General features: G+C 72.2%; 21 protein-coding genes and 6 tRNA genes. 18 read left to right on the plus strand and 9 right to left on the minus strand.

Features of this window, described 5'->3' with window-relative positions; translation table 11 throughout:
- The first annotated feature begins 43 nt into the window (after positions 1-43).
- The 3 genes from cobT (at position 44) to ABZV42_RS21105 (ending at position 5,991) form a co-directional block, all read left to right on the plus strand.
- Positions 44-3,724 (plus strand): nicotinate-nucleotide--dimethylbenzimidazole phosphoribosyltransferase, encoded by a 3,681-nt coding sequence (cobT, locus tag ABZV42_RS21095; protein ID WP_356053099.1) that lies wholly within the window; start codon positions 44-46, stop codon positions 3,722-3,724.
- 151 nt (positions 3,725-3,875) lie between these two features.
- A complete protein-coding gene (cobA, locus tag ABZV42_RS21100; protein WP_355978294.1) occupies positions 3,876-5,108 on the plus strand; it encodes a uroporphyrinogen-III C-methyltransferase in 1,233 nt (410 codons plus the stop codon).
- 64 nt (positions 5,109-5,172) lie between these two features.
- Complete coding sequence (locus ABZV42_RS21105; protein ID WP_355978291.1) at positions 5,173-5,991, plus strand: RNA methyltransferase; 819 nt, start codon at positions 5,173-5,175, stop codon at positions 5,989-5,991.
- 176 nt (positions 5,992-6,167) lie between these two features.
- Here ABZV42_RS21105 and ABZV42_RS21110 read toward each other — a convergent pair whose 3' ends face one another.
- Complete coding sequence (locus ABZV42_RS21110) at positions 6,168-7,481, minus strand: protein kinase (protein WP_356053130.1); 1,314 nt, start codon at positions 7,479-7,481, stop codon at positions 6,168-6,170.
- 196 nt (positions 7,482-7,677) lie between these two features.
- Between ABZV42_RS21110 and ABZV42_RS21115 the strand changes: the two genes are divergently transcribed.
- The 4 genes from ABZV42_RS21115 (at position 7,678) to ABZV42_RS21130 (ending at position 10,258) form a co-directional block, all read left to right on the plus strand.
- The gene (locus ABZV42_RS21115) at positions 7,678-7,911 is read left to right on the plus strand and encodes a hypothetical protein (protein ID WP_326788867.1); all 234 of its coding nucleotides are present in this window, start codon (positions 7,678-7,680) and stop codon (positions 7,909-7,911) included.
- A gap of 241 nt (positions 7,912-8,152) precedes the next feature.
- On the plus strand, positions 8,153-8,359 hold the full coding sequence (locus tag ABZV42_RS21120) for a hypothetical protein (protein WP_355978286.1): 207 nt from the start codon (positions 8,153-8,155) through the stop codon (positions 8,357-8,359).
- Positions 8,360-8,978: 619 nt separating this feature from the next.
- Positions 8,979-9,878 carry an aminoglycoside phosphotransferase family protein gene (locus tag ABZV42_RS21125; protein ID WP_355978422.1) on the plus strand — a complete coding sequence of 300 codons (900 nt, stop codon included), beginning with the start codon at positions 8,979-8,981 and terminating at the stop codon, positions 9,876-9,878.
- A 74-nt stretch (positions 9,879-9,952) separates the two neighbouring features.
- Positions 9,953-10,258 carry a zf-TFIIB domain-containing protein gene (locus tag ABZV42_RS21130; RefSeq protein WP_355978284.1) on the plus strand — a complete coding sequence of 102 codons (306 nt, stop codon included), beginning with the start codon at positions 9,953-9,955 and terminating at the stop codon, positions 10,256-10,258.
- Between the two features lie 106 nt (positions 10,259-10,364).
- Here ABZV42_RS21130 and ABZV42_RS21135 read toward each other — a convergent pair.
- The 5 genes from ABZV42_RS21135 to ABZV42_RS21155 form a co-directional block, all read right to left on the minus strand.
- A tRNA-Val gene (locus tag ABZV42_RS21135) sits at positions 10,365-10,439 on the minus strand.
- A gap of 40 nt (positions 10,440-10,479) precedes the next feature.
- Positions 10,480-10,551: transfer RNA gene (locus tag ABZV42_RS21140), tRNA-Val, on the minus strand.
- Between the two features lie 34 nt (positions 10,552-10,585).
- A tRNA-Val gene (locus tag ABZV42_RS21145) sits at positions 10,586-10,657 on the minus strand.
- A 1-nt stretch (position 10,658) separates the two neighbouring features.
- A tRNA-Cys gene (locus ABZV42_RS21150) sits at positions 10,659-10,732 on the minus strand.
- A 39-nt stretch (positions 10,733-10,771) separates the two neighbouring features.
- A tRNA-Gly gene (locus ABZV42_RS21155) sits at positions 10,772-10,844 on the minus strand.
- Between the two features lie 156 nt (positions 10,845-11,000).
- Between ABZV42_RS21155 and ABZV42_RS21160 the strand changes: the two genes are divergently transcribed.
- From ABZV42_RS21160 to ABZV42_RS21170, 3 genes are all read left to right on the plus strand, one after another.
- Positions 11,001-12,047, plus strand: coding sequence for a chorismate-binding protein (locus ABZV42_RS21160; RefSeq protein WP_355978282.1), 1,047 nt, complete (start codon positions 11,001-11,003; stop codon positions 12,045-12,047).
- Positions 12,048-12,132: 85 nt separating this feature from the next.
- Entirely contained in the window at positions 12,133-12,954 is an 822-nt protein-coding gene (locus ABZV42_RS21165; protein ID WP_355978280.1) for an aminodeoxychorismate lyase, read from the plus strand.
- A gap of 178 nt (positions 12,955-13,132) precedes the next feature.
- Complete coding sequence (locus ABZV42_RS21170; protein ID WP_355978278.1) at positions 13,133-13,957, plus strand: GNAT family N-acetyltransferase; 825 nt, start codon at positions 13,133-13,135, stop codon at positions 13,955-13,957.
- A gap of 187 nt (positions 13,958-14,144) precedes the next feature.
- Here ABZV42_RS21170 and ABZV42_RS21175 read toward each other — a convergent pair whose 3' ends face one another.
- Positions 14,145-14,678: a DsbA family protein gene (locus ABZV42_RS21175; protein ID WP_355978276.1), complete on the minus strand. Its 534-nt coding sequence runs from the start codon at positions 14,676-14,678 to the stop codon at positions 14,145-14,147.
- 172 nt (positions 14,679-14,850) lie between these two features.
- Here ABZV42_RS21175 and ABZV42_RS21180 point away from each other — a divergent pair, with 172 nt between their 5' ends.
- Together ABZV42_RS21180 and ABZV42_RS21185 are read left to right on the plus strand one after the other, a co-directional pair.
- The gene (locus ABZV42_RS21180; RefSeq protein WP_355978274.1) at positions 14,851-15,297 is read left to right on the plus strand and encodes a hypothetical protein; all 447 of its coding nucleotides are present in this window, start codon (positions 14,851-14,853) and stop codon (positions 15,295-15,297) included.
- Positions 15,298-15,452: 155 nt separating this feature from the next.
- Positions 15,453-15,605, plus strand: coding sequence for a hypothetical protein (locus ABZV42_RS21185; RefSeq protein ID WP_355978271.1), 153 nt, complete (start codon positions 15,453-15,455; stop codon positions 15,603-15,605).
- A 183-nt stretch (positions 15,606-15,788) separates the two neighbouring features.
- Here ABZV42_RS21185 and ABZV42_RS21190 read toward each other — a convergent pair whose 3' ends face one another.
- Positions 15,789-16,346, minus strand: a complete 558-nt coding sequence (locus ABZV42_RS21190) for a CGNR zinc finger domain-containing protein (protein ID WP_355978268.1) — start codon at positions 16,344-16,346, stop codon at positions 15,789-15,791.
- 364 nt (positions 16,347-16,710) lie between these two features.
- Positions 16,711-17,124 (minus strand): SsgA family sporulation/cell division regulator, encoded by a 414-nt coding sequence (locus tag ABZV42_RS21195; RefSeq protein WP_003959770.1) that lies wholly within the window; start codon positions 17,122-17,124, stop codon positions 16,711-16,713.
- A 191-nt stretch (positions 17,125-17,315) separates the two neighbouring features.
- Here ABZV42_RS21195 and ABZV42_RS21200 point away from each other — a divergent pair, with 191 nt between their 5' ends.
- From ABZV42_RS21200 to ABZV42_RS21225, 6 genes are all read left to right on the plus strand, one after another.
- Positions 17,316-17,750, plus strand: a complete 435-nt coding sequence (locus ABZV42_RS21200; RefSeq protein WP_355978266.1) for a TIGR02611 family protein — start codon at positions 17,316-17,318, stop codon at positions 17,748-17,750.
- An 81-nt stretch (positions 17,751-17,831) separates the two neighbouring features.
- Positions 17,832-17,903, plus strand: a tRNA-Val gene (locus ABZV42_RS21205).
- A 1,296-nt stretch (positions 17,904-19,199) separates the two neighbouring features.
- On the plus strand, positions 19,200-20,486 hold the full coding sequence (locus ABZV42_RS21210) for an extracellular solute-binding protein (RefSeq protein WP_355978263.1): 1,287 nt from the start codon (positions 19,200-19,202) through the stop codon (positions 20,484-20,486).
- An 11-nt stretch (positions 20,487-20,497) separates the two neighbouring features.
- Complete coding sequence (locus ABZV42_RS21215) at positions 20,498-21,454, plus strand: sugar ABC transporter permease (protein ID WP_356053101.1); 957 nt, start codon at positions 20,498-20,500, stop codon at positions 21,452-21,454.
- A complete protein-coding gene (locus ABZV42_RS21220) occupies positions 21,451-22,350 on the plus strand; it encodes a carbohydrate ABC transporter permease (protein WP_355978257.1) in 900 nt (299 codons plus the stop codon). The genes ABZV42_RS21215 and ABZV42_RS21220 overlap by 4 nt, the downstream gene beginning before the upstream one ends.
- Position 22,351: 1 nt before the next feature.
- A complete protein-coding gene (locus tag ABZV42_RS21225) occupies positions 22,352-22,957 on the plus strand; it encodes a hypothetical protein (RefSeq protein ID WP_355978254.1) in 606 nt (201 codons plus the stop codon).
- The last annotated feature ends 45 nt before the right edge of the window (positions 22,958-23,002 follow it).

Genomic DNA, 23,002 nt, shown 5'->3' on the forward strand with positions numbered 1-23,002 from the left:
CGAGCTGGACTTTGGAGCACTAACCGATGGGCGAGGGGTACGCATGACCGACACCGGCCAGGTCCCGGGCGAGGGATTGCCGGAGAGCGCAGGCATGGTGGAGCAGCCGGGCGTCACCACGCCGGGCGCGTACACCTACCTCGACACCTCCGAGGCCCCCGTCGAGGAGGAGGACGACCTCCTTCTGCTGCCGGGCGCGCCCGGCGCCCAGGGCGCCTGGGGCAACGAGGTGCCGCCGCCGGCCCCGATGCCCTTCACCGACGAACCCGGCCCGCACGAGACCGACGGACGTGACACCGGCGCGATCGACCTCGGCGCCGTGCGCGCGCCGAGTCCCGTGCCCCTGCATGCGCAGCCGGTCCCGCAGCCCGTGACGCCGCGCCGTCCGCTGCACCTCGGCCCGCCCACGCCGGACGTTTCCTCCAGCCCGGTGCGCTCGCTGGCCGACCGCGGCCCCGCGGGCGCCCGCCGGATCTCCGTGGCCACCCCGGTCACCCCGCTGCGCCAAGTGGGCCCGCCGACCGTCGGCCCCGAGTACCTTGACGTGGCCCAGCCGAGCGAAGCCCTGTCGCAGAGCGCGGTGCCGTGGGAGGCCGTGCCGGTCGCCGGCGAGATCCCGGCCGCCGAGTCGCACGTCCCGGCGGCGGCTCAGCCGCACGCGTCCGTGGCCGGCCAGGAGCCCGTACCCGCCCCCGAGGCACCGCAGGCCGCCGAGGCCGAGCCGGCACCCGCTTTCGAGGCGGCGCCCTTCGCGCACGACCCGGCCGCGGCGCCCGAAGCCGCTCAGGCACCGGCACCGCAGGCCGACGAGATGACCTTCGACCTCCAGGACCGGACGGACGGCCGGGCTCCCGAAGCCGTGCCCGCCCCGGACGGCTCGCTCGTCCCGCCCGTTCCCGACGGCCCCCGGTTCCAGGACACCCTGGGCGCGCCGGACCCCGCCGGGGAACCGGTGCGGGCCGCGACCGAGGCTCAGACGCCCGTGCCCGAGGCCGTACCCGCGCAGATCACCGGGGCCGGCGGGCACGCGCAGCCGCTCGCCGGGGCCGAGAGCCTCGCGCCCGCCGAGGACGCCGTTCAGGTCCTCGCGCAGCCCGTCGGCCAGGACACCGACGGAGCCGGCTCGGCCGCGCCGTCGGTCCAGGAGACCGGGTTCGCCGAGCCGGCCGTCCACATGCCGGAACCGGCTGTCCTCGCCGTGGACGAGGCGTCCCTGCCCGGCGCCGAGCCGTCCGCCGCTCCGGTACCGCATGCCTACGAGACCCCGGAGTCGGCGCTGTCGGCGCTCTCCGCCCGCTCGGCGGAAGCCGCCCAGGGCGGACCGGACATCGCCCTCGACGAGGTCGGGGCCCCGCAGTTCACCGACCAGCCCTTCGTGGCCGAGAACGGCGCCGCCCTTCCCGAGGACGCCGCCTTCTCCCACGACGCCGCCGCCCCGTCCGTGCCCGGCACCACCGAGGTCCCGCAGGCGGTACCCGTGGGCGTGGCCGCTCAGGCCGGGACGGGTGCCATCGCCGCCGCGGACCGGGCCGCCGGCGACCCGCACCACGGCGAGCAGTACACCGAGAGCGCCCTGGACGCTACGGGTGCCCCCGGATTCGCCGGCGCTCCCCAGGCGGACCGGAGCCTCGGCGGGTTCACGCCCGTGGACGGCACGGTGCCGACGACTGCGCACCCGGTCCCGGTCCCGACCCCGCCGCACGGCGTGACCGTGGCTCCGGCGCCCGTGGAGGAGCAGCCGGCGGCCGGGGAACCCGTGGCCGCGACGGCACCCGTCCCGGCCGAGGAGGCACCCGTGGCGGAGGCCGAGCCGTTCGCGCAGGCGTCCGTGCCCGCGCCCCGGGAAGCGGAGGCCGAGCCCACGCCGGTGGCGCAGCCGTTCACCGCGGAGCCGGAACCCATGGCCGCACAGCAAGCGGACGACCTGCGCACGCAGGTCGCCGACCAGGAAGAGAGCACGGCGTTGGTGGAAGACGTACGCGAGTCCACCGGTCAGGCGGCCCCCGGCTACAACGACGCCGAACGCGAGGCCGTCCTGCGCGTGATCCGTGAGCGCCGCGACATCCGCAACGGCTTCCGCAGCGACCCGATCCCGCACGACGTGCTCCTGCGCGTCCTGGAGGCCGCGCACACGGCTCCGTCCGTCGGGCACTCCCAGCCGTGGGACTTCGTCGTCATCCGCTCCGCCGACACCCGGCGCAGCATGCACGAACTCGCCCAGCGCCAGCGGGAGGCGTACGCCAAGTCGCTCCCCAAGGGCCGTGCCAAGCAGTTCAAGGAAATGAAGATCGAGGCCATCCTCGACACCCCGGTCAACGTCGTCGTCACCGCCGACCCGACCCGCGGCGGCCGCCACACCCTGGGCCGGCACACCCAGCCGCAGATGGCCCCGTACTCCGCCGCGCTCGCCGTGGAGAACTTCTGGCTCGCCGCGCGTGCCGAGGGCCTCGGCGTCGGGTGGGTCAGCTTCTTCGACGAGCGGGAGATGGTCCGCGCCCTCGGACTGCCCGAGCACCTGGAGGTCGTCGCCTACCTGTGCGTCGGGTACGTCGACGAGTTCCCGGAGGAGCCCGAGCTGATGCAGGCCGGCTGGTCCAAGCGCCGCCCCCTGTCGTGGGTCGTGCACGAGGAGACGTACGGCCGCCGGGCCCTGCCCGGTGAGGAGCCGCACGACCTGCTCGCCGAGACCGTCGGCAACATCCGCCCGCTGGACGCCAAGGCGCTCGGCGAGGCGTGGGAGCGCCAGAAGCGGATGACCAAGCCCGCGGGCGCCCTCGGCATGCTGGAGATCATCTCCGCGCAGCTGTCGGGCCTGTCCCGGATGTGCCCGCCGCCGATCCCGGAGCCGGCCGCCGTCGCGATCTTCGCCGGTGACCACGGAGTCCACGCGCAGGGCGTCACCCCCTGGCCGCAGGAGGTCACCGGCCAGATGGTGGCCAACTTCCTCGGCGGCGGCGCGGTCTGCAACGCGTTCGCCAACCAGGTGGGCGCCGAGGTCTGCGTCGTCGACGTGGGTGTCGCCTCCGACCTGCCGGCCACGCCGGGCCTGCTGCCGCGCAAGGTCCGCGCGGGCACCGCCGACATGACCACCGGTCCCGCCATGACCCGGGAAGAGGTCGTCGCCGCGCTGGAGGTGGGCATCGAGACGGCCCGCGACCTGGTGGCCGCGGGCAACAAGGCGCTGCTGACCGGTGAGATGGGCATCGCCAACACGACCGCTTCGGCGGCCCTGATCTCCGTCTTCACCGGTGCCGACCCCGCCGAGGTGACGGGCCGCGGCACCGGCATCAACGACGAGACCCTGGCCCGCAAGACCGAGGTCGTCCGCCGCGCGATCGACTTCCACCAGCCGGACCCGGCGGACCCGATCGGCGTCCTCGCGGCGATCGGCGGCCTGGAACACGCCGCCATGGTCGGCCTGCTCCTCGGCGGCGCGTCCCTGCGGACGCCGGTGATCCTGGACGGGGTCAGCGCGGGAGCCGCCGCACTGGTGGCGCGTGCCATCGCCCCCGAGGTCCTGGCCGCCTGCATCGCCGGTCACCGCAGCGCGGAGCCCGGTCACGTGGCCGCCCTGAACAAGCTGGGCCTGCGCCCGCTGATCGACCTCGACCTGCGTCTGGGCGAGGGCACCGGCGCCCTGCTCGCCCTGCCCATCGTGCAGAGCGCGGCCCGGGCGATGCACGAGGTCGCGACGTTCGACTCGGCCGGGGTGACCGAGAAGTAGACCGACGGACCGGGGTGGGGTGGGCAGGCGTCCCGAGCTGCCCGCCCCACCCCGCCGTACGCTGGACCCGTACCGAATAACCCCACGTCAGGGCCGCTCCAGAGCCGCAGCGCCCACCGCACCGCCTGCCCGTACGAGGAGCCGCACCTCCATGGCCGAACACCCCGCCTACCCCGTAGGCCTGCGTCTCGCCGGCCGTCGCGTCGTCGTCCTCGGCGGTGGCCAGGTGGCCCAGCGCCGGCTTCCCGCGCTCATCGCGGCGGGTGCGGACATCCACCTCGTGTCACCCGAGGCGACCCCGTCCGTCGAGGCGATGGCCGACGCGGGCGAGATCACGTGGACGAGGCGCCCGTACGAGGAGGGCGACCTCGCCGACGCCTGGTACGCGCTCATCGCCACGAGCGACCCGAGGGCGAGTGCCGACGCCTCCGCCGAGGCGGAGCGCCACCGCGTCTGGTGCGTCCGCTCGGACGACGCCGACGCGGCGACCGCCTGGACCCCGGCCACCGGCCACAGCGAGGGCGTGACCGTCGCCGTCCTCACCACCGACGCCAAGGGCCGCGACCCCCGGCACACCGCCGCCATCCGCGACGCCGTGGTCGAGGGCCTGCGCGACGGCACGCTCGTCGCCCCGCACCACCGCACCCGTACCCCCGGCGTCGCCCTGGTCGGCGGCGGCCCCGGCGACCCCGACCTGATCACGGTCCGCGGCCGCCGGCTGCTCGCCGAGGCCGACGTCGTCATCGCCGACCGTCTCGGCCCCCGTGACCTGCTCGCCGAACTCCCGCCGCACGTCGAGGTGATCGACGCGGCGAAGATCCCGTACGGCCGGTTCATGGCCCAGGAGGCCATCAACAACGCGCTCATCGAGCACGCGAGGCAGGGCAAGTCCGTCGTCCGGCTCAAGGGCGGAGACCCGTTCGTCTTCGGCCGGGGCATGGAGGAGGCCCAGGCGCTGGCCGAGGCGGGCATCGCCTGCACGGTCGTCCCCGGCATCTCCAGCTCGATCTCGGTCCCGGGCGCGGCGGGCATCCCGGTCACCCACCGGGGTGTCGCCCACGAGTTCACCGTGGTCAGCGGTCATGTCGCCCCCGACGACGAGCGCTCCCTCGTCGACTGGCCCGCCCTCGCGAGGCTGCGCGGCACCCTCGTCGTCCTCATGGGCGTCGACAAGATCGGCAAGATCGCCGACACGCTCGTGGCGCACGGCAAGCCGGCCGACACCCCCGTCGCCCTCGTCCAGGAGGGCACGACCGCGGCTCAGCGCCGGGTCGACGCCACCCTGGCCACCGTCGCCGAGACCGTGCGCACGGAGGACGTGCGGCCGCCCGCGGTCATCGTCATCGGCGAGGTCGTGGACGTCGGCCCCGGAATTCCCGAGTAACCCCGGGTAACCCAACCCGTTCCCAGCCGTTGGCACCGCACCCAGGACAAGGCAGTATCACCCTGTGGCCGATCTCATCACCGTCGACAACCCCGACGACCCGCGTCTGCGCGACTACACGGGCCTGACCGACGTGGAACTGCGCCGCAAGCGCGAACCCGCCGAGGGCCTGTTCATCGCCGAGGGCGAGAAGGTCATCAGACGGGCCAAGGACGCCGGCTACGAGATGCGCTCGATGCTGCTGTCCGCCAAGTGGGTCGACGTCATGCGCGACGTCATCGACGAGCTCCCGGCACCCGTCTACGCGGTGAGCCCGGAGCTCGCCGAGCAGGTCACCGGCTATCACGTGCACCGGGGAGCGCTCGCCTCCATGCAGCGCAAGCCGCTGCCGACGTCGGAGGAACTGCTGCGGACCGCGCGCCGGGTCGTCGTCATGGAGTCGGTCAACGACCACACCAACATCGGCGCCATCTTCCGCTCGGCGGCCGCCCTCGGCATGGACGCGGTACTGCTCTCCCCGGACTGCGCCGACCCCCTCTACCGCCGCTCGGTGAAGGTCTCGATGGGCGCGGTCTTCTCGGTCCCCTACGCCCGTCTGGAGACCTGGCCCAAGGGCCTGGAGTCGGTGCGCGACGCCGGGTTCAACCTGCTCGCCCTCACCCCGGACGAGAAGGCCAGGTCCCTCGACGAGGCCGCCCCGCACAAGATGGACCGGGTCGCGCTGATGCTCGGCGCGGAGGGCGACGGGCTCTCCACCCGGGCCCTGATGGCCGCCGACGAATGGGTCCGCATCCCGATGGCCCACGGCGTCGACTCCCTGAACGTCGGCGCGGCCGCCGCAGTCGCCTTCTACGCGGTGGCGACGGGCAGACCCGAGAGCTGAGAGCAGCGCTCCGGCCCCGCGGTCCGGGCCGGAGCGCTGCTTTTGCGGTTCGGATCTGCTCGGCTCCGGCGGTTCTGGCCAGGTCGGCTCGGCTCCCGCGGTTCCGGTCGGCTCGGCCCGGCGCACAGCGTGCTGCCGGCACCCCGAGCCGCGCGGCAGGGTCCGGACGACCGGCCCTAGCCGTCGTTGTGCGGCGCGCTCCGGTACGGATCGGCGATCGCGCCGTCCGCCGGCTGTGCCACGGACGCGGACTGTTGCTGGTGTACGCGCTTGCGCGGGCTGTCGTCGAGTCCGCGGGACGGCCCCTGGCACCCCTGGGCCGCCGCGATACCGAGCGCGACCAGCAGTGTCACCACCACGAACACGAAGAGCCGCTGGCGCAGCAGGCGCGGGTTGGCGGGTCGCCTGCCGGTGCCGGTGGTGCGCGGACCGGGCCGCCCGGCGCCGCTGCGGGGGGCGGGCCTGTTCCCGGTGCGGCCGGTGTTGCGGACGGGCGCCGGGCGCGAGCCCGAACGCGATCCGCCGTTCGTGCCGCCGGTGCGCGGCGGGGGAGTGGCCCCCGGCCGCCGCTGGGTGCGCTGTTCGGCGTACTGCTCGGCCAGGCGGCCCGTCGGCCGGTCCGGGTCCGAGCGCGGCGCGGGCGGCCGCGTGTCCGCCATGCCCTGGGCCTCGCGGGCGGCGATCTCCTTGAGCCGCAGGGACAGTTGGAGGGTGCTGGGCCGCTCCTCCGGGTCCTTCGCCAGGCAGGCCCGGACGAGCGGCGCGAGCGCGTCGGGGACCCCGTGCAGATGCGGCTCCTCGTGGACGACGCGGTAGAGCATCACCTCGGAGCTGCCCTGGCCGAAGGGCGAGTCCTGGGTCGCCGCGTACGCGAGCGTGGCCCCGAGCGCGAACACGTCCGTGGCCGGGGTGACGGCCACACCGCGCACCTGCTCAGGTGCCAGGAAGCCCGGGGAGCCGACCGCCGTGCCGACATGGGTGAGCGTGCTGGCGCCCGTCGCCCACGCGATGCCGAAGTCGATGATCCGCGGTCCCTTCGGGGACAGCAGGATGTTGGACGGCTTGAGGTCGCGGTGGACCACCCCGGCCTCGTGCACCGCGACCAGCCCCTCGGAGAGGGCGGCGCCGACGGCGGCCACGTCGGCGGCCGACAGCGGTCCCTCCTCGGCCACCTTGTCGTGCAGGGACGGGCCGGGCACGTACTGCGTGGCGAACCACGGCCGGTCGGCCTCGAGGTCGGCGGCTACGAGCCGTGCCGTGCAGCCGCCCCTGATCCGCCGTGCCGCCGAGACCTCGCGCGCGAACCGGGAACGGAACTCCTGATCCTCCGCCAGATCAGGCCGGATCACCTTCAGTGCGACCCGCTGGCCACGCCGGTCGGAGCCCAGGTAGACCACACCCATGCCCCCCGCGCCGAGCCGTCGGTGAAGCCTGAACGAGCCGACGACACGCGGGTCCTCGCGCCTCAGGCGCATCATCGCCATGTCCATCCCCGCTGCCCGGTCCGTTTGACGAGCCACAGCTTACGTTTCCGCGGCCGGGTGCGCGCAGAGGCCGCGCCCTCTCGTTCCGATCGATTGTCAGTGCCGGGTGGGAAACTTGAGAGGTGGTCAGGGAGCGTGCGTGAGGTGGCTCCTTGGCTCGGCTGCGATCCCAACCATCCATCGCTGAAGGGGGATTGAGCCCGTGAGGGGTGACCGCGTGGAGATAGTCGTGGACGCGGGGGACACGACGCGTACATACGAGGTGGTGGCGAGCAGGGCGGGCCGCCGGGTGGAGACGGCGGTGCGCCGAGGTGTGGTGGAAGTGAGCGAAGTCACTCGAAACGGAACAGTGGTACGGACCGCCCGCTTCATGGCAACTCGGGTGCTGGCACTCGTCGAGCAGCCGGTCCCCCGGGAGGACAGCTCGGAACAGTAGGGGCGCATCGGGCGTCCCCTCCGGGAAGACCCTGAGACCGGGGCCGACGTCTCCACCCACGGTAGTACTCAGCAGGTCACGGCTCATCCTCCGGGAGGCCCGGCAATCGGTACGAGGGCATGACGACCCGGCGTCGTCCCACGCCTAGATTTGAGGTCAAGCGGCGGGTGCAGCACTCGTCCCCCGAGGTCAGACACCCGCCGCTGCCAGGCACAACAGAATCTCGGTCAGGAGAGGGACCATGGCCCACACGGCATCGCGGACAGAGCTCCGCACGCAGGGACGCAGGGTTTACACCGCCGCGTTCGGCACCCGCCAGGGTCAGCGCCACCCGTTGGTGGCGACAGCGATGGTCCTTCCCCTGGCGGCCCTGCTCGTGGTCGTCTTCGGCGGCTGGGACGCGGTGGTCACACAGGCGTCGTCCGTGGGCGTGATGCTGGGGCGCTGAGCGGCGCCCCAGGCCCGGAAGAGCGGTCCGGGCGGGGACATCCGGCCATGAAACCCCGTGGGGACGGGGGTGCGGCGGACGGCAGGAAGATGCCCGCGCAGCTGGGGAGCTGCGCGGGCATCTCTTTTTTACCCGGGGGCGGGCCCGGAAGCGCGGGGGCGGGGGCGAGGACTCCTGGGGTGCCGGGGTGCCGGGGTGCCCGGGTGCGGCGACAGGCGTCGGGGTGCCGGAGCTCTCGGGTGCTGGCGTCGCGGGGTGCGGCGGCGGGCGGCGGGCGTTGCGGTGCCGGGTGTCGGGGTGCCGAGTCTCGCGGGCCTGGAGCGCCGGAGTCTCGGGATGCCGCAGTCACGCGGTCCTGAGGCCCTCGGGTGCTGGCGTCCCGGCGTGCCGGAGTGCGCGGGTCCCGGAGTGCCGAGGTCTCGACGTTCGGAGGCGGGGTGCCGGGGAGTCTTGGTGCCGGGTGCCGGGTGCCGGGTGCCGGGTGCGGGGGTTCGGGGTTCGCTGCGTACGCTCACCGGCAGGTGTTCGTGCAGGCCCGTCGTCCAGTTCAGGGGGATCCGTGACCGTGCAGAGCCTGCCCACCGCGCTCGGTGCCGTGGCGCGTGCCGCGGCTCATCCGGTGCCGGCTGTGCCCGGCCCCCGAGGAGCCTGCCCCTGCGGCGCCGAGGACACGCTCCTCGCGGACCGCGGCGACGGCACCGTGGTCCGCCACGGCGACTTCGTCGCCAAGGCACACGCGCCGGACACGGAACCCCGCGAGCTCGGCCTCCGCCTCTCCGTGGCCACGCGCCTCCCCGGCATATTCCTGCCGCCGTCGGAACCGGCCCCCGCCGACCTCCTCGGCCGCCGGGTGACCCGCTGGCCGTACGGCGCTCCCGTCGACCCCGACGCTCCTGACGCGGCTCCCTGGGAGGCGGCCGCGACCCTGCTGGCCCGTCTGCACCGGGCTCCCGCGCCGGACGGGCTGCCGCCCATGCGGGGGCCCGCCAAGGCCGCCCGCGCCATGGCCCGGCTGCGCGCGGCCGGCCCGCACCCGGCCGCCGCCCCCGTCCGGCGGGCCTGGGCCGCACTGCCCGGCTGGGCGCGGGCCGAGACCCCGATGCCGGACACCACGACCCTGTGCCACGGCGACCTGCACCTCGGCCAGCTCGTACGCCACCCCGCGCCGGACGGCCCCTGGCTGCTCATCGACGTGGACGACCTGGGCGTCGGCGACCCGACCTGGGATCTGGCCCGCCCCGCCGCCTGGTACGCCTGCGGGCTGCTGCCGCCCGAGGAGTGGCTCCGCTTCCTGACCGCGTACCGCGACGCGGGCGGCCCGGCCGTTCCCGCCGACGGTGATCCCTGGCCCGCCCTGGACGTCGCGGCCCGCGCCCTCACGGTGCAGGCCGCGGCCCTGGCGGTCACCAAGTCGGCGGCCGCGGACGAGCCGTTGGACGAGGTCCAGCAGGCCGTGGTCGACGCGTGTGACCGAATGAGCTCCGCCCCGACCGAGTTGACCCGAGGTTTCGCGACGTAGGGTGCAACCGAGCGAGGCCGGGCAGTGTCTGTCCTGGCGGAAGCAGTACCGACCGGCGAGGAGTTGAGCCGAGCATGCAGTGTCCGAAATGCCATGCGCCGATGCACACGTACAACCGCAATGGCGTCCAGATCGAGCAGTGCAGCGGCTGCCGAGGGATCTTTCTCGACTACGGCGAGCTCGAGGCGCTGACCCGGGTGGAGGGGCAGTGGTCCCAGCCCGCGCCGCCTCCGAGCGCTCCGCAGGCGTACCCGTCGGCGTCGGCCCCCGCGTGGGGTGCCCCGCAGCACGGTGGTCAGGGCGGCCACGGGGGTCACTACGGCGGTCACGGCAGCCATCACCGCCACAAGAGCTTCGGCCACATGCTCTTCTCGTCCTGAACGAGCCGAAGGGGCTCCCTCCCGAGCGGAGGAGCCCCTTCGTCGTGTCCGGACTCACACGGACCACGACGAAGCCCCCGGTCGTCGAGACGACCGGGGGCTTTGCTGGTGCGCGATACTGGGATTGAACCAGTGACCTCTTCCGTGTCAGGGAAGCGCTCTCCCGCTGAGCTAATCGCGCAGGTCACGCGGACTGAGCCACGCTCACTGCTGGTACTGCGTGCGCGATACTGGGATTGAACCAGTGACCTCTTCCGTGTCAGGGAAGCGCTCTCCCGCTGAGCTAATCGCGCGGGGATCCTCGCGGATCAGGTCCTTGCGGACCAGTGGACGATACTGGGATTGAACCAGTGACCTCTTCCGTGTCAGGGAAGCGCTCTCCCGCTGAGCTAATCGTCCTTGGAGGTGGAGACGGGATTTGAACCCGTGTAGACGGCTTTGCAGGCCGTTGCCTCGCCTCTCGGCCACTCCACCAGGAGTGCGGGTTCGCGAAGATCCCCCACACTTCCTGCGAGCGGACGACCAGGTTCGAACTGGCGACCTCAACCTTGGCAAGGTTGCGCTCTACCAACTGAGCTACGTCCGCTTGTCGTTTCCGATTCGCTTGCGCGTCCCGGCGACGTGTTGAACTCTAGCGGATTCCCGGGCCAGCACAAAAACGCGTTTGTGCAGCGTGCTGCCCTCTGTTCCCCCCGGGACATGGCCAGGGCGCTCGCGGGACACCCGCCCTAGACTCATCTGCGTGCTCGACCTCCCTCCTCTCGCCCGCTTCGGCGGCCTCGTCGCGACCGGCCTCCTCGATGTCACCGGCGATCCCGCGGCCCTGGACTCGTCCGGCTTCTGGGCCGTCTCGGCCGACTTCGAGGGGCGTCTGACCTGCGCCCGCTTCCGGGACGTACGAGAGGAGCCGGTGCCCGCCCCGGTCCCCGGACGGTGGCACGGCCCGGCGGCCGGCGACTGGACGTCGTCCCTCGACCACGCCGCGTACACGGCCGGTGTGCGACGCATCAGGGAGCACATCGCGGCCGGCGAGGTCTACCAGGCGAACCTCTGCCGTGTCCTCTCCGCGCCCGTCCCGCCCGACGCCGACGTCGACGCGCTGACCGCTCTGCTGGCCCGCGGCAACCCGGCGCCGTATGCCGGAACGATTCGGCTGCCTGATCACGGCGTCGAGACAGCCACCGCCTCCCCGGAACTCTTCGTGCGCCGCGCGGGCCGTTCCGTCGAGTCGGGCCCGATCAAGGGCACCGGGCGCACCGAGGCGGATCTGCTGGAGAAGGACTACGCCGAGAACGTGATGATCGTGGACCTCGTCCGCAACGACATCGGCCAGGTCTGCGCCACCGGCACGGTGACCGTGCCCGACCTGTGCGTAGTCGAGAAGCACCCCGGGCTCGTGCACCTCGTCTCCACCGTCAGCGGTGAACTGCGCGAGGACGTCGGCTGGCCCGGACTCCTGGCCGCGGCCTTCCCGCCCGGCTCCGTCACCGGCGCTCCGAAGTCCAGCGCCCTGCGGATCATCGAGGCCCTGGAGACCGCGCCGCGCGGCCCGTACTGCGGCGGCATCGGCTGGGTCGACGCCGACCGGGGCACGGGCGAGCTGGCCGTGGGCATCCGTACGTTCTGGATCGACCGCGCCGACGGCGTGCTGCGCTTCGGCACCGGGGCCGGCATCACCTGGGGATCCGACCCCGAGGGGGAGTGGCGGGAGACCGAGCTGAAGGCGTCCCGGCTGCTCGCGGTAGCGTCGGGAACGTACGACGCGGGTGACGGGACTCTCGCGGACTGACCCGGTTCCGGGGACGACGCGGGGCCCGGGGCCGGTACGCCGTGCCGGACGCGACTCCGGCACATTCACATGCGAGGTAGGACCAGTGAAGCTTTGGCTCGACGGCGGGCTCCAGGACATCGAGGCCGCCCGCGTCTCCGTCTTCGACCACGGACTGACCGTGGGTGACGGCATCTTCGAGACCGTGAAGGCGGTCGACGGCCGGCTCTTCGCGCTGACCCGCCACCTCGACCGGCTGGCCCGCTCGGCACGCGGCCTCGGCCTGCCCGAGCCCGACGCCGACGAGGTGCGCCGGGCCTGCGCCGCCGTCCTCGACGCCAACCCGATGCCGCTCGGCAGGCTCCGCATCACCTACACCGGCGGTCACGGCCCGCTCGGCTCCGACCGCGGAGAGCACGGCCCCACCCTCGTCGTCGCGCTCGGCGGCTCGGCCCCGCGCCCCGCCTCGACGGCCGTCGTCACCGTCCCCTGGACCCGCAACGAGCGCGGCGCCCTGACCGGTCTCAAGACCACCTCGTACGCCGAGAACGTCGTCGCCCTGGCCCGCGCGCGTGAACACGGCGCGTCCGAGGCGCTGTTCGCCAACACGGTGGGCCAACTCTGCGAGGGCACAGGGTCGAACGTCTTCGTCGTCCTCGACGGTGAGATCCACACCCCGCCGGTCGCCTCCGGCTGCCTCGCCGGCATCACCCGTGCCCTCGCGGTCGAATGGACCGGCGCCAAGGAGACCGATCTCCCGCTCGACGTCCTGGAGCGCGCGGACGAGATCTTCCTGACGTCCACCCTGCGCGATGTGCAGGCCGTGCACCGGGTCGACGCCCGTGAACTGCCGGGCGCGCCGGGCCCGGTGACCGCCAAGGCGATGCGCGTCTTCGGCGAGCGGGCCGGGGACGACCTCGACCCCTGACCCGCTGCGGAGGCCACCGGCCCTCTGTGACCGGGTGATTCGGAGGTCAGCGGCCCACCGCAGCCGCATGATTCGGAGGCCAAGAACCCACCGCTGCCGGGTGATCCGGAGGCCACGGGCCCCCCGCCGCCGGGTAATTGGGCTGACGGCGCGCGCGTCAGCGGGTACAACACCCCTGATGACCACCACCCTGCGGCCGACCGAGCCGCTTCATCGCGCCGCCGACGGGACGCTTTCGCGCCGCTACCAGGTGTGCGTGAACAGCCGTCCCGTCGGCCGGGTACACCTCGCCACCGAACCAGGCACGGGGCCGCCCGCCGCCAGGATCCACGAGTTGCGCATCGACGAGCCGGACCGCGGCCGGGGCCGGGGCACCGTCGCCGCGCTGGCGGCGGAGGAGATCGCCCGCGGGTGGGGCTGCCGGCAGATCGACGTGACCGTACCCGGGGACGCCACCTCGGCCCGGGCGCTCACCGGGGCGCTCGGTTACGTCCTGCGCAACCGCATCATGGAGAAGGCGCTCGACGAGCCCGCGGTCGTCCTCCCCCCGGGCAGCGCCGACCGTCCCATGACACAGGACGAGTACGAGATCTGGGACCGGGCGGGCAGACGCGACTACGCCGAGGACTGGATCAGGCGCGGGGTGCCGGAGGCCGAGGCGCTCGCCAAGGCCGACCGCGACTTCGGCGGCGCGCTGCCGCAGGGCCCCGGCACCGCGAACATGTGGCTGAGCGTCCTGGAGCACGAGGGCGTCCCCGTGGGCGATCTCTGGCTGGGGCGGCGCGGCGGACACGCCTTCGTCTACGACGTGGGGGTCCGCGCCGACCGGCGCGGGCGCGGACACGGCCGGACGCTCATGCGGCTCGCCGAGGCCCGGGCGGCGGCCGCCGGAATGGACCGCATCGCCCTCAACGTCTTCGCGGGGAACACCCCGGCCGAGCGGCTCTACGAGTCACTCGGCTACGAGACGACGGAGTACCACCTGTACAAGGCGCTGCTGTAGCGGAGCGAGAGTCTGCTCCGGCCGGGGCGAGGGTCCGTAGAGCTGGGGCGACACTCCGTACGGCTGGGCGAGGGGCTGCTCGGCCGGGGGCCGGGGGCTGCTTCGGCCTGGTCCGTGTCCGGCGGACCGGAACCCCGAGGCCTGACTTCCAGGTCCGTCACGGGGGCGACGCGGGGAGTGACGCGGGTCAGGGCTGTTCGGCGAGCAGCCGGTCGGCGATCTCCTCGATCCGCTCGCGCAGCCCCTCCTGGCTCTTGCCGCCGTCCAGGCGCTCACCGCCGATGACGTACGTAGGGGTGCCGGTGACGCCGATCGCCTTGCCCTCGGCCTGGTCCGCGTCGACGATCAGGATGTGCCGCCCGTCGATCAGGGCCGTGTCGAACTCCTCGGCGTCCAGGCCGAGTTCCCGTGCGACCTCGATCAGGAAGGCCTCGCCGCCCTTGCGGTCCAGCTCCTCGACGCGACCGAGCACGGCCTCGATGTACGGCCAGGCCTCACCCTGCTCGGCGGCTTCCTCGGACGCCTGCGCCGCGGCGAAGGCGTGCTTGTTCTTCTCCAGGGGGAAGTGCCGCAGCCGCAGCTCCATGCGGTCGCCGTAGCGGGCGCGCAGCGTACGCAGGTCGGCGAGAGCGTCACGGCAGTCGGGGCACTGGAGATCGCACCAGACGTCCAGGACGACGGGGGCCGGGCGTGTGGTGGAGGAGTCGGGGGAGTCGCTCATGGGATCCAGTCTCCCAGTCCGGTGAGGGTGCCGTGCCACCGGGACCTGAGGAGGACGGCGACCCCGAGATCTCCCTGAGGTGGGCCCGGACCGTGGCATACCGGGCATGTGACGGTGCAGGATGGAAGGGACGAGGAACCATGTCGCACCGAGCCCTGCCTGGAGGACCGGAATGATCGCAGAGACCGTCTGCTCCGCCGTCTCCGTCGCGGGGCTCGGCATCGCCGCTGTGACGGCGTACCGCAAGCGTTTCCTGGCGGCGGCCCGGATCGCCGCCTACTCCCTGGTGCCGATCGGCCTGGTCATGACCGGGGTCGTCGGCTGGCTGGCCGACACCGCGTTCAGTCCGACCGCGTGGGCCGGCTTCGTGGTGCTCGGCGGCGCCTGGGCGCTGTTCCTGATCACTCGCGCCGTGGAGCGGCGCGGCGGAGGGACCCGGAAGGAACGCAGAGCGGCGAAGGCCGCCGCCCAGCGTGAGGCGGCCGCCCCCGCGGCTTCGGCCCCGTCGCTGGGCCAGGGCTCCGGCCTCGCCGCCCGGCCCGCGGCGACACCCCGGGCCACGGGCTCCGGGGACGACTTCAGCGACATCGAGGCGATCCTGAAGAAGCACGGCATCTGACCGGCAGAAGCGACACAAGATCACACGCGTGACACAGGGAACGCGCGGAACCGTTCACGTTCGAGCGCACCCGTCACATCATCCAGCGAACTCCCGTATATTCCGGGCGTGTTGATCGCGAAGCGAGCGTCCTCTGCGTCATCATCGCCCGCGAGATGCTGGATACAACAACGAGCGACACCGCTGCTCCGCCCAAGGAGCGGCGCGGTTGTCTCTTCGCGCTCTCCCAGCCGCCGCTGATGATCTTCCTTGCGGTGATCGGCTGTCTCCTGCTCATGGCTTCGCTGCACGACCTGCTGCTGCTCTGAGCTGTACACGGAGCCCCTGGCGCCACCCGCCGAGGGCTCCGTCAGTCCGGCCGTGAGGCCGGCGATCAGTCCGGCGGCGAGGCCGCTCGTGGATCCGGCCACTCCGGATCCGGCCACTCCGGCGAACCGGCCGGTGTCCCGTCACGGTCCGGACCGCATCCGTCACGGCCCGGTCCGCCGTCTCTAGCCCGCGGCTTCCTTGCGGCGCGCCCGGTAGGCGGCCACGTGGAGCCGGTTCCCACACGTACGGCTGTCGCAGTAGCGGCGGGAGCGGTTGCGTGAGAGATCCACGAAGGCGCGCCGGCAGTCCGGCGCCTCGCAGCGCCGCAGCCGGTCCTGCTCCCCGGCGACCACGAAGAAGGCCAGTGCCATCCCGCAGTCGGCCGCGAGGTGGTCGGCGACCGAGGCGCCCGGTGCGAAGTAGTGGACATGCCAGTCATAGCCGTCGTGGTCGGTGAGCCGGGGCGTGGTGCCCGCGGCCGCGACCAGTTCGTTGATGAGCGAGGCGGCGGCCCGCGGATCCCCGGCGGCGAAGATCCCGGAGAACACGCCGCGAACGTTCTGTACGGCCGCGAGGTCGCGCTCCGACAGCACCCCTACGTCGCTGATGTCGTGCTTTCGTACGAAGTCGGCGAGGGACGGCACGTCGGCGAGCCCGTCCGCCGTCTCGTCCTCCGGCGCGGTGTTCACCAGATCCACCACGGCGTCGAGTGCGCACCGGGTGTCGTGGGTGATCAGCACGTTTCGCTCCCTGGCCTGTGGGTCGGGCGAGGGCGCCCGCCCGATGCTGGCCGATGGTAGTGGCTTCCCGGCGCGACGGAGACGGGGGAGGGGTCGCCGGTGCGGGGAGCCGCGCCCGGAAGGGGCTCGCGGGGGTTCGCGGAGCTCGCGGGGACGAGTGGCGCCGGGAGGCGCGTCCGGCCGCGGAGGGGAGACGCGCCTCGCCGCGGGGGCCGGGTGATCGGCCCGCTCCGCGGCCGGACGCGCAGCGGCGCCGTCACCGCGAACCTTCCGCGGTGCCGGCGCCGGTGTCTTTCCTGTGCGGTTGTCTGAGCCCGAGCCGTCTCCCCGAGTGGACGGCGCCGGGCGGCTCTGTCGTGACGCGTCAGCTCTCGGCCAGGATGTGGGAGAGCTCCGTGTCGAGGTCGAAGTGCCGGTGTTCCGTGCCGGGCGGCACGGCTGCGTCCGTTCGCTTCAGGAATGACTCCAGGGCCCTCGCAGGGGCTTCGAGCAGGGCTTCACCCTCCGGGGAGCTCAGGGCGATGCATACGACGCCCTGGCCGTGGCTTCGGGACGGCCAGACTCGGACGTCGCCGGTACCGGTGGGCCGGTGCAGGCCCTCGGCGAGGAGGTCGCGGGCGAACACCCACTCGACGGTTTCCTCGGCTCCGGTGTGGAAGGTGGCGTGCACGGCATAGGGATCGGCCGTGTCATACCGCAGTCCTGCGGGTACAGGCAGTGAGGACTCGCTCGACACAACGAGGCGCAGGTGCAGCTCGCAGCTGACCGTGGTGTTCATAAGCGCCAGGGCCTTTCGCTCAGTGTGCGCTCGGGGATTCGCACGTCGGCGAAATCGACATGCCACCTACGGTGCCGTTGTAAACCCCTCTGAGGGTTTTGCATGTCTTTATGTAACTCATCCGGCCGAGGGTGCGTTCTCCGGATAGGGCCATTCCGGTGACTGGTTTCTCTCGGGTAGGGTTTGGTCGTATGAATACGGGGAGTGACGAGTCCGGCGAGGTGGCCACGGCCGGCGACGGGGCGAACAATGAGCGAGCGCTCGGTTCACGGGCGCCCCAATTCATCAAGGCTCGGCGCGCGCTGCACGTGAGCTGGCAGGTGGGCGTTTTCGTCGTCGGGCTCGCGGTGGTCGTCGCTGGCGTGATCATGCTTCCGCTGCCGGGGCCCGGGTGGCTGGTGATCTTCGGCGGCATGGCGATCTGGGCGACCGAGTTCGTCTGGGCCCAGCTCGTGCTCCGCTGGACGAAGCGCAAGGTCACGGAGGCCACGCAGCGGGCGCTCGATCCCAAGGTCCGGCGTCGCAACATCATCCTCACTGCGGTCGGGCTCGTGATCGTGGCCGTCCTGGTGGGTGTGTACCTCTGGAAGTTCGGCTTCACGATGCCGTGGAACATCTCGGAGTGAGACAGTGGGCGGGGGCCCCGTCCGGCTGTCTCGGCTGGTCGAGGCCATCCCCTGACATGGGGTAATGTTCTTCCTGCGCCCGGGCGATTAGCTCAGCGGGAGAGCGCTTCGTTCACACCGAAGAGGTCACTGGTTCGAACCCAGTATCGCCCACACGTATGCAAGACGGCTCCGGCCCACGACACCGTGGACCGGAGCCGTCTTTGTCGTTTTTCCGGGTCTGGTCTGGTCGGGGCGGGGCGAAGGGCGAGGCTCTCCGGGCGTTGCGGGTGCGGTTCGCGTGCGTCGGCGTTCACGGGTTCCGGCCGGTGGGGGTCGGGGCCGTGCCGGTGCATCAGCCCGTCGCCGTTGGACGAGATGCGGGTGTCGGTGGCGACGGGCATTGATGTACCGGCACGGCCCCTTCCGTGCGTCGCCGGGTGCCCGTGAGTGGGGGTGCCGGCCCAGTCCGCCACGGGTGTGATCTGGCGGCACCTTGAGCGGACGCCACAGCAAATCGCCCCTCCTCTCCGCCCGCCTTCGGGTCAAGGCCCAGACCCCCTCGGCCTCGCGGCGGCCGTGGGGGCGGATTCCCCGGTCCACGACTTCGGTCGCGCGGGCGGATTCCCAGGGTTCACCACTTGGGTCGCGCGGGCAGGTTTCCGCTGGTCCACGGCTTCGGTGGTGGGGGCAGGATTCCCTAGGTCCACGGCTTCGGTCGAGGGGGCAGGTTCCCTTCCTCGGTCCGCGCCTTCGGCCTCGGGGGGCATTCCCCCTGGCCCACCCCTTCGGCCGCAGGGGACACATTCCCCCTGGTCCACTCCCTCGGCCGCGGGGGAAAGTTCGGCCCCTCCGGCGTTTGAGGAGCGGGGTCCGGGGCGGAGCCCCAGGTACGGGACGGGTAGGGGCGGAGGGGGCGAAAGAAGGCTCTGGCTGCACTCCGTGGCTCGGGGCCAGTGCTCCAGCCCCGCCGGGTGCAGCCCCGCCGGGCACCGGCAGCCCCTCCATCGGGCTCCGGCCCACCGGCTCCGGCACCCGTCCCGCCGGCCCCCGGCAGCCAACCTGCCAGGCTCCGGCCCACCGGTCCCGGCAACCGTCCCGCCGGCCACCTGCATCCCCTCTACCCGGTTCCGGCCCCCTGGTTCAGCCCCGCCGGGTCACGCTCCGTACCCCCCACCCCCGCCGACACCCCGTCAGCCCCCCTCGCGGCAGTACGTTTTCGGCCGTCCCGGGGAGCCGGTCCGTCGCCCCGGGAATGTTCGGCCGGCCGACCGTCAGGGCCCGACCTGCGTACTCCTGTGCGAATGCGCCCGAAGGGCCACGGGGTCCGGTGCGACGGGATCCGAGCGCCGCACATCAATTCCTGTCCGAATCATTGACGCGCCCGAACCGCCTCCGTACCTTGTGCCAGCAAGCGCTTACTTGAAACGATTCATGCAGGCGTCGTCGACGGTGTGGGGAGGCCCGACAGTGGTGAACAACGGGAGTGTCGAGCGGCGGACGGTCCTGAGGGCGGCCGGAGCCTCGGTGGCTGCGCTGGGCCTGGCCGCGACGACGGGCTGCGGTGGGAGCGGAAGCGGCGCCGGGGACGGGAAGGTGACGATCCGTTATGCCTGGTGGGGTGCGGACGAGCGGGCGAAGCGCATCAACCGGTCCATCGCCCTCTTCGAGAAGAAGTATCCGAACATCAAGGTGCAGACGGACTTTCAGGATTATGTGGCCTTCTGGGAGAAGTTCCAGACCCAGGCCGCGGGCGGAAATCCGCCGGACGTATTCCAGAACGCCGTCGGATTTCTGCGGAAGTACGACAAGCGAGGGATCCTGCTCGACCTCAAGTCCCAGATAGACGCCGGAAATCTCAGCCTGAAAAACTTCCGCGCCGGAGTCGAGAAGGTCGGCCAGGTCGACGGAAAACAGCTCGGAATTCCGGTCGGATCCAACACCATGTCACTTGTCGTCGACGAGAAGATGTTCGAGAAGGCGGGTGTCAAGCCGAAGCAGGGCTGGACCTGGGACGAGTACTTCGCCGCGCTCAAGAGGATTCACGACACGCAGAAGGTGGCGGGGGACACCGGGTACTTCAGCATCATGTACCTGTACGACCTCTACCTCCGGCAGAACGGCAAGGCGTTCTTCACCACGGACGGACTCGGTTTCGACGAGGCCGATCTGACGGAGTGGTGGACCGACGGCTACAACCGTGTGAAGGCCGGCATCGTCACCGATCCCAAGCGGGTCGAACAGGACAAGCCCAAGTCCTCCCTCTCGGCGGGCCACGCGGCCTCCGAGTTCACCTGGGACAACTTCACCGTCCGTTATACGGCCGAGGGCGACAGCAGTTACGGTCTGGCGCCGATCCCGACCACGGACGGCAAGCAGACGGGCCAGTACCTCGCCTCGCTGATGCTCAGCGCGTCCGCGCACACCAAGCACCCCAAGGAAGTCGCGCAGTTCATCGACTTCATGGTCCACGACCCCGAGGTCGGCAAGATCATGGGCTACGACCGCGGGATCCTGGCCACCACCGAGCAGTTCGACGCGTTCAAGCCCTCCGACGCACCCAGCAAGGCCATCGCGCGGTACGAGCAGGACGTCGCCGCGGCCGGTGTGCTGGGCACGATCACCCCGCATCCGGCGGGCGCCGACACCGTCGAATCCGCCTTCCTGCGCATCGGCGGTGACATGTCGCAGGGCACCAAGGTCTCCGACGCGGTGAAGCAGTTCTTCTCCGAGGCGAAGACCGCCCTCGCCGCCTGATGGGAACCGCCATGACGCTCGTCAAGGACTCTCCGCCCGGGGTCGCACGGACCCGCCTCGCGGCACCCGGCGCGGACAGGCGCCGGCGACGCGGGGAGAATCTCGCCGGCTTTCTCTTCATGTCGCCGTGGATCGCGGGCTTCCTGCTGCTGACCGCGGGCCCGATGGCCGCCTCCCTCTACTTCGCCTTCACCGACTACAACCTCTTCGACGCGCCGCGGTGGATCGGCTTCGGCAACTTCACCACCATGTTCGACGACCCCCGGTGGCAGAAGTCGGTGGAGGTCACGGCCAAGTACGTCGTCATCGGGACACCGCTCAAGCTGCTGCTGGCGCTCGGGGTGGCCCTTCTCCTCGCGCAGAGCCGACGCGGGCAGGGCTTCTACCGGGCCGCGTTCTACGCCCCGTCGCTGATCGGCGCGAGCGTCTCGGTCGGCTTCGTCTGGCGCGCGCTGTTCTCCGACGGCGCCGCAGTGGACCGTACGCAGTCCTTCCTCGGCTTCCACCCCGGAGGCTGGGTCGGCGATCCGGACCGGGTGCTCTACAGCCTGGTGGCACTCACCGTCTGGCAGTTCGGCGCGCCGATGGTCATCTTCCTGGCCGGGCTCAAACAGGTGCCGAGGGAGTTGTACGAGGCGGCGGAGGTGGACGGCGCCGGACCGCTGCGCAGGTTCTGGAGCATCACGCTGCCGATGCTGTCACCCGTGCTGTTCTTCAACGTGCTCCTGGAGACGATCCACTCGTTCCAGATCTTCGGTTCCGCGTACGTGGTCTCCAACACCGCCTGCGGTCCGGCCGACGCCACGCTCGTCTACACCTGTTACCTCTACCAGAAGGGCTTCAAGGAGTCCCAGATGGGCTTCGCCTCCGCCATGGCCTGGATGCTGCTGCTCGCCGTCGCGCTGGTGACCGCCGTCCTCTTCTGGTCGCAGAAGCGCTGGGTCCACTACGAGGAGGACGCCCGATGAGCGGCGCCGGCGGAAAGGCGTTCGGCGCCGTCAGTGCCCCGGGGCCCGCGCGGAGACCCGGACGAGGGCGTACCGGCTCGCTCGCCTGGCACATCGGGGCCCTGCTCGTCCTAGCGGTCGTCCTCTACCCCGTCCTGTGGGTCGTCGGCGCCTCCTTCAAGCCGAGCCGCGAGATCATCGGCGGCCTGGAGCTGTTCCCGGCCCGTCCGATCCTGGCCAACTTCAAGGGACTGGCCGACGGGATCGCCGACATCCCGATCGCCACCTTCTTCCAGAACTCCCTCTTCTACGCGCTCGGTTCCGTCGCCGGCATCCTGATCTCCTGCTCGCTGACCGCGTACGCCTTCGCCAGGATCCGGTTCGCCGGGCGGAACCTGCTGTTCTCGCTGATGATCGGCACGCTCCTGCTGCCGTATCACGTGCTGCTCATCCCGCAGTACGTGATGTTCCAGAAGGCGGGGCTGGTCAACACCTATGTGCCGCTGCTGGTCGGCAAGTACCTGGCCACCGAGGCGTTCTTCGTCTTCCTCATGGTGCAGTTCATGCGGAACCTGCCACGCGAACTGGACGAGGCGGCGCGCCTCGACGGCTGCGGCCACGCGCGCATCTACTGGTCGATCGTGCTGCCGCTGTGCCGCCCCGCCCTCATCACCAGCGCGATCTTCACCTTCATCAACGCCTGGAACGACTTCATGGGCCCGCTGATCTACCTCAACGAGCCCGGCAAGTACACGGTCTCGCTCGGCATGATGATGTTCCGCGACCAGGAGGGCGTCGCCAACTACGGCGGAATGATCGCGATGTCGCTGGTGGCGCTGCTGCCCGTGCTCCTCTTCTTCCTCGCCTTCCAGCGGTATCTGATCGACGGTATGGCCACGTCGGGATTGAAGGGCTGAGATGGCCGTCACCCGGCCGAGGGCCGGCGCCCGCAGGGCACCCCGGGAGTCCGTCCTCGCCGAGCGGTTCGCCGTCTTCGCGGAGTGTCTGCTGACCGGGGTGTGGATCGCGGTGGCCGCGCTGCCTCTCGTGACCGTTCCCGCCGCGTTCGCGGCCGGCGCGCGGCATCTTCGCCGGCGTACGGCTCATGAGGGCGGCGGATGGCGGGAGTTCGTCGCCGACTTCCGGGCGGCCGGGCGGGGCGGCCTGCTCGCCGGAGCCGCCGGATGGGCCGGGGCGGCGGCGGTCTGGGTCGATGTCCAGGCCGCCCGCGCCGGAATCCCCGGTGGTCCGCTCGTCGGCGCCGTCGGTCTCCTCGCGCTGCTCGGGGGAGCGGTCGCCGGACTGCGCGCGGCCGCCGTCTGGGAGCCGGGGGCGGCCTGGCGCGGGCTGCTCGCGGACGCCGGGCGCCGTACCGTCCTCGATCCCGCCGGGTCCTTCCTGCTCGTCGGCGGGCTGGCCGTCGTGGTCTGCTCCGCCCTGCTCGTCGCTCCGTTGGCGGTCCCCGCCCTGGGGGCCGTGGCCGCGGCCGCCGTCGCCGTCGAGGAGCGCCGGCGGCACCACTGAGCCCGTACGTCCGCAGGCCGGGCCCCGCCTGCCCGGCCGCCTCAG

Source organism: Streptomyces sp. NPDC005281, from assembly GCF_040607495.1.
In the GTDB taxonomy this organism is placed as follows: domain Bacteria; phylum Actinomycetota; class Actinomycetes; order Streptomycetales; family Streptomycetaceae; genus Streptomyces.

What these genes read in the sequence shown, in the direction of transcription:
- ABZV42_RS21130 (WP_355978284.1), top strand. Translation starts at nt 9,953, where the DNA reads ATGCAGTGTCCGAAATGCCATGCGCCGATGCACACGTACAACCGCAAT.
- ABZV42_RS21220 (WP_355978257.1), top strand. Translation starts at nt 21,451, where the DNA reads ATGAGCGGCGCCGGCGGAAAGGCGTTCGGCGCCGTCAGTGCCCCGGGG.
- ABZV42_RS21180 (WP_355978274.1), top strand. Translation starts at nt 14,851, where the DNA reads ATGATCGCAGAGACCGTCTGCTCCGCCGTCTCCGTCGCGGGGCTCGGC.
- ABZV42_RS21185 (WP_355978271.1), top strand. Translation starts at nt 15,453, where the DNA reads ATGCTGGATACAACAACGAGCGACACCGCTGCTCCGCCCAAGGAGCGG.
- ABZV42_RS21110 (WP_356053130.1), bottom strand. Translation starts at nt 7,481, where the DNA reads ATGGACATGGCGATGATGCGCCTGAGGCGCGAGGACCCGCGTGTCGTC.
- cobA (WP_355978294.1), top strand. Translation starts at nt 3,876, where the DNA reads ATGGCCGAACACCCCGCCTACCCCGTAGGCCTGCGTCTCGCCGGCCGT.
- ABZV42_RS21120 (WP_355978286.1), top strand. Translation starts at nt 8,153, where the DNA reads ATGGCCCACACGGCATCGCGGACAGAGCTCCGCACGCAGGGACGCAGG.
- ABZV42_RS21215 (WP_356053101.1), top strand. Translation starts at nt 20,498, where the DNA reads ATGACGCTCGTCAAGGACTCTCCGCCCGGGGTCGCACGGACCCGCCTC.
- ABZV42_RS21175 (WP_355978276.1), bottom strand. Translation starts at nt 14,678, where the DNA reads ATGAGCGACTCCCCCGACTCCTCCACCACACGCCCGGCCCCCGTCGTC.
- ABZV42_RS21170 (WP_355978278.1), top strand. Translation starts at nt 13,133, where the DNA reads ATGACCACCACCCTGCGGCCGACCGAGCCGCTTCATCGCGCCGCCGAC.
- ABZV42_RS21195 (WP_003959770.1), bottom strand. Translation starts at nt 17,124, where the DNA reads ATGAACACCACGGTCAGCTGCGAGCTGCACCTGCGCCTCGTTGTGTCG.
- ABZV42_RS21225 (WP_355978254.1), top strand. Translation starts at nt 22,352, where the DNA reads ATGGCCGTCACCCGGCCGAGGGCCGGCGCCCGCAGGGCACCCCGGGAG.
- ABZV42_RS21200 (WP_355978266.1), top strand. Translation starts at nt 17,316, where the DNA reads ATGAATACGGGGAGTGACGAGTCCGGCGAGGTGGCCACGGCCGGCGAC.
- cobT (WP_356053099.1), top strand. Translation starts at nt 44, where the DNA reads ATGACCGACACCGGCCAGGTCCCGGGCGAGGGATTGCCGGAGAGCGCA.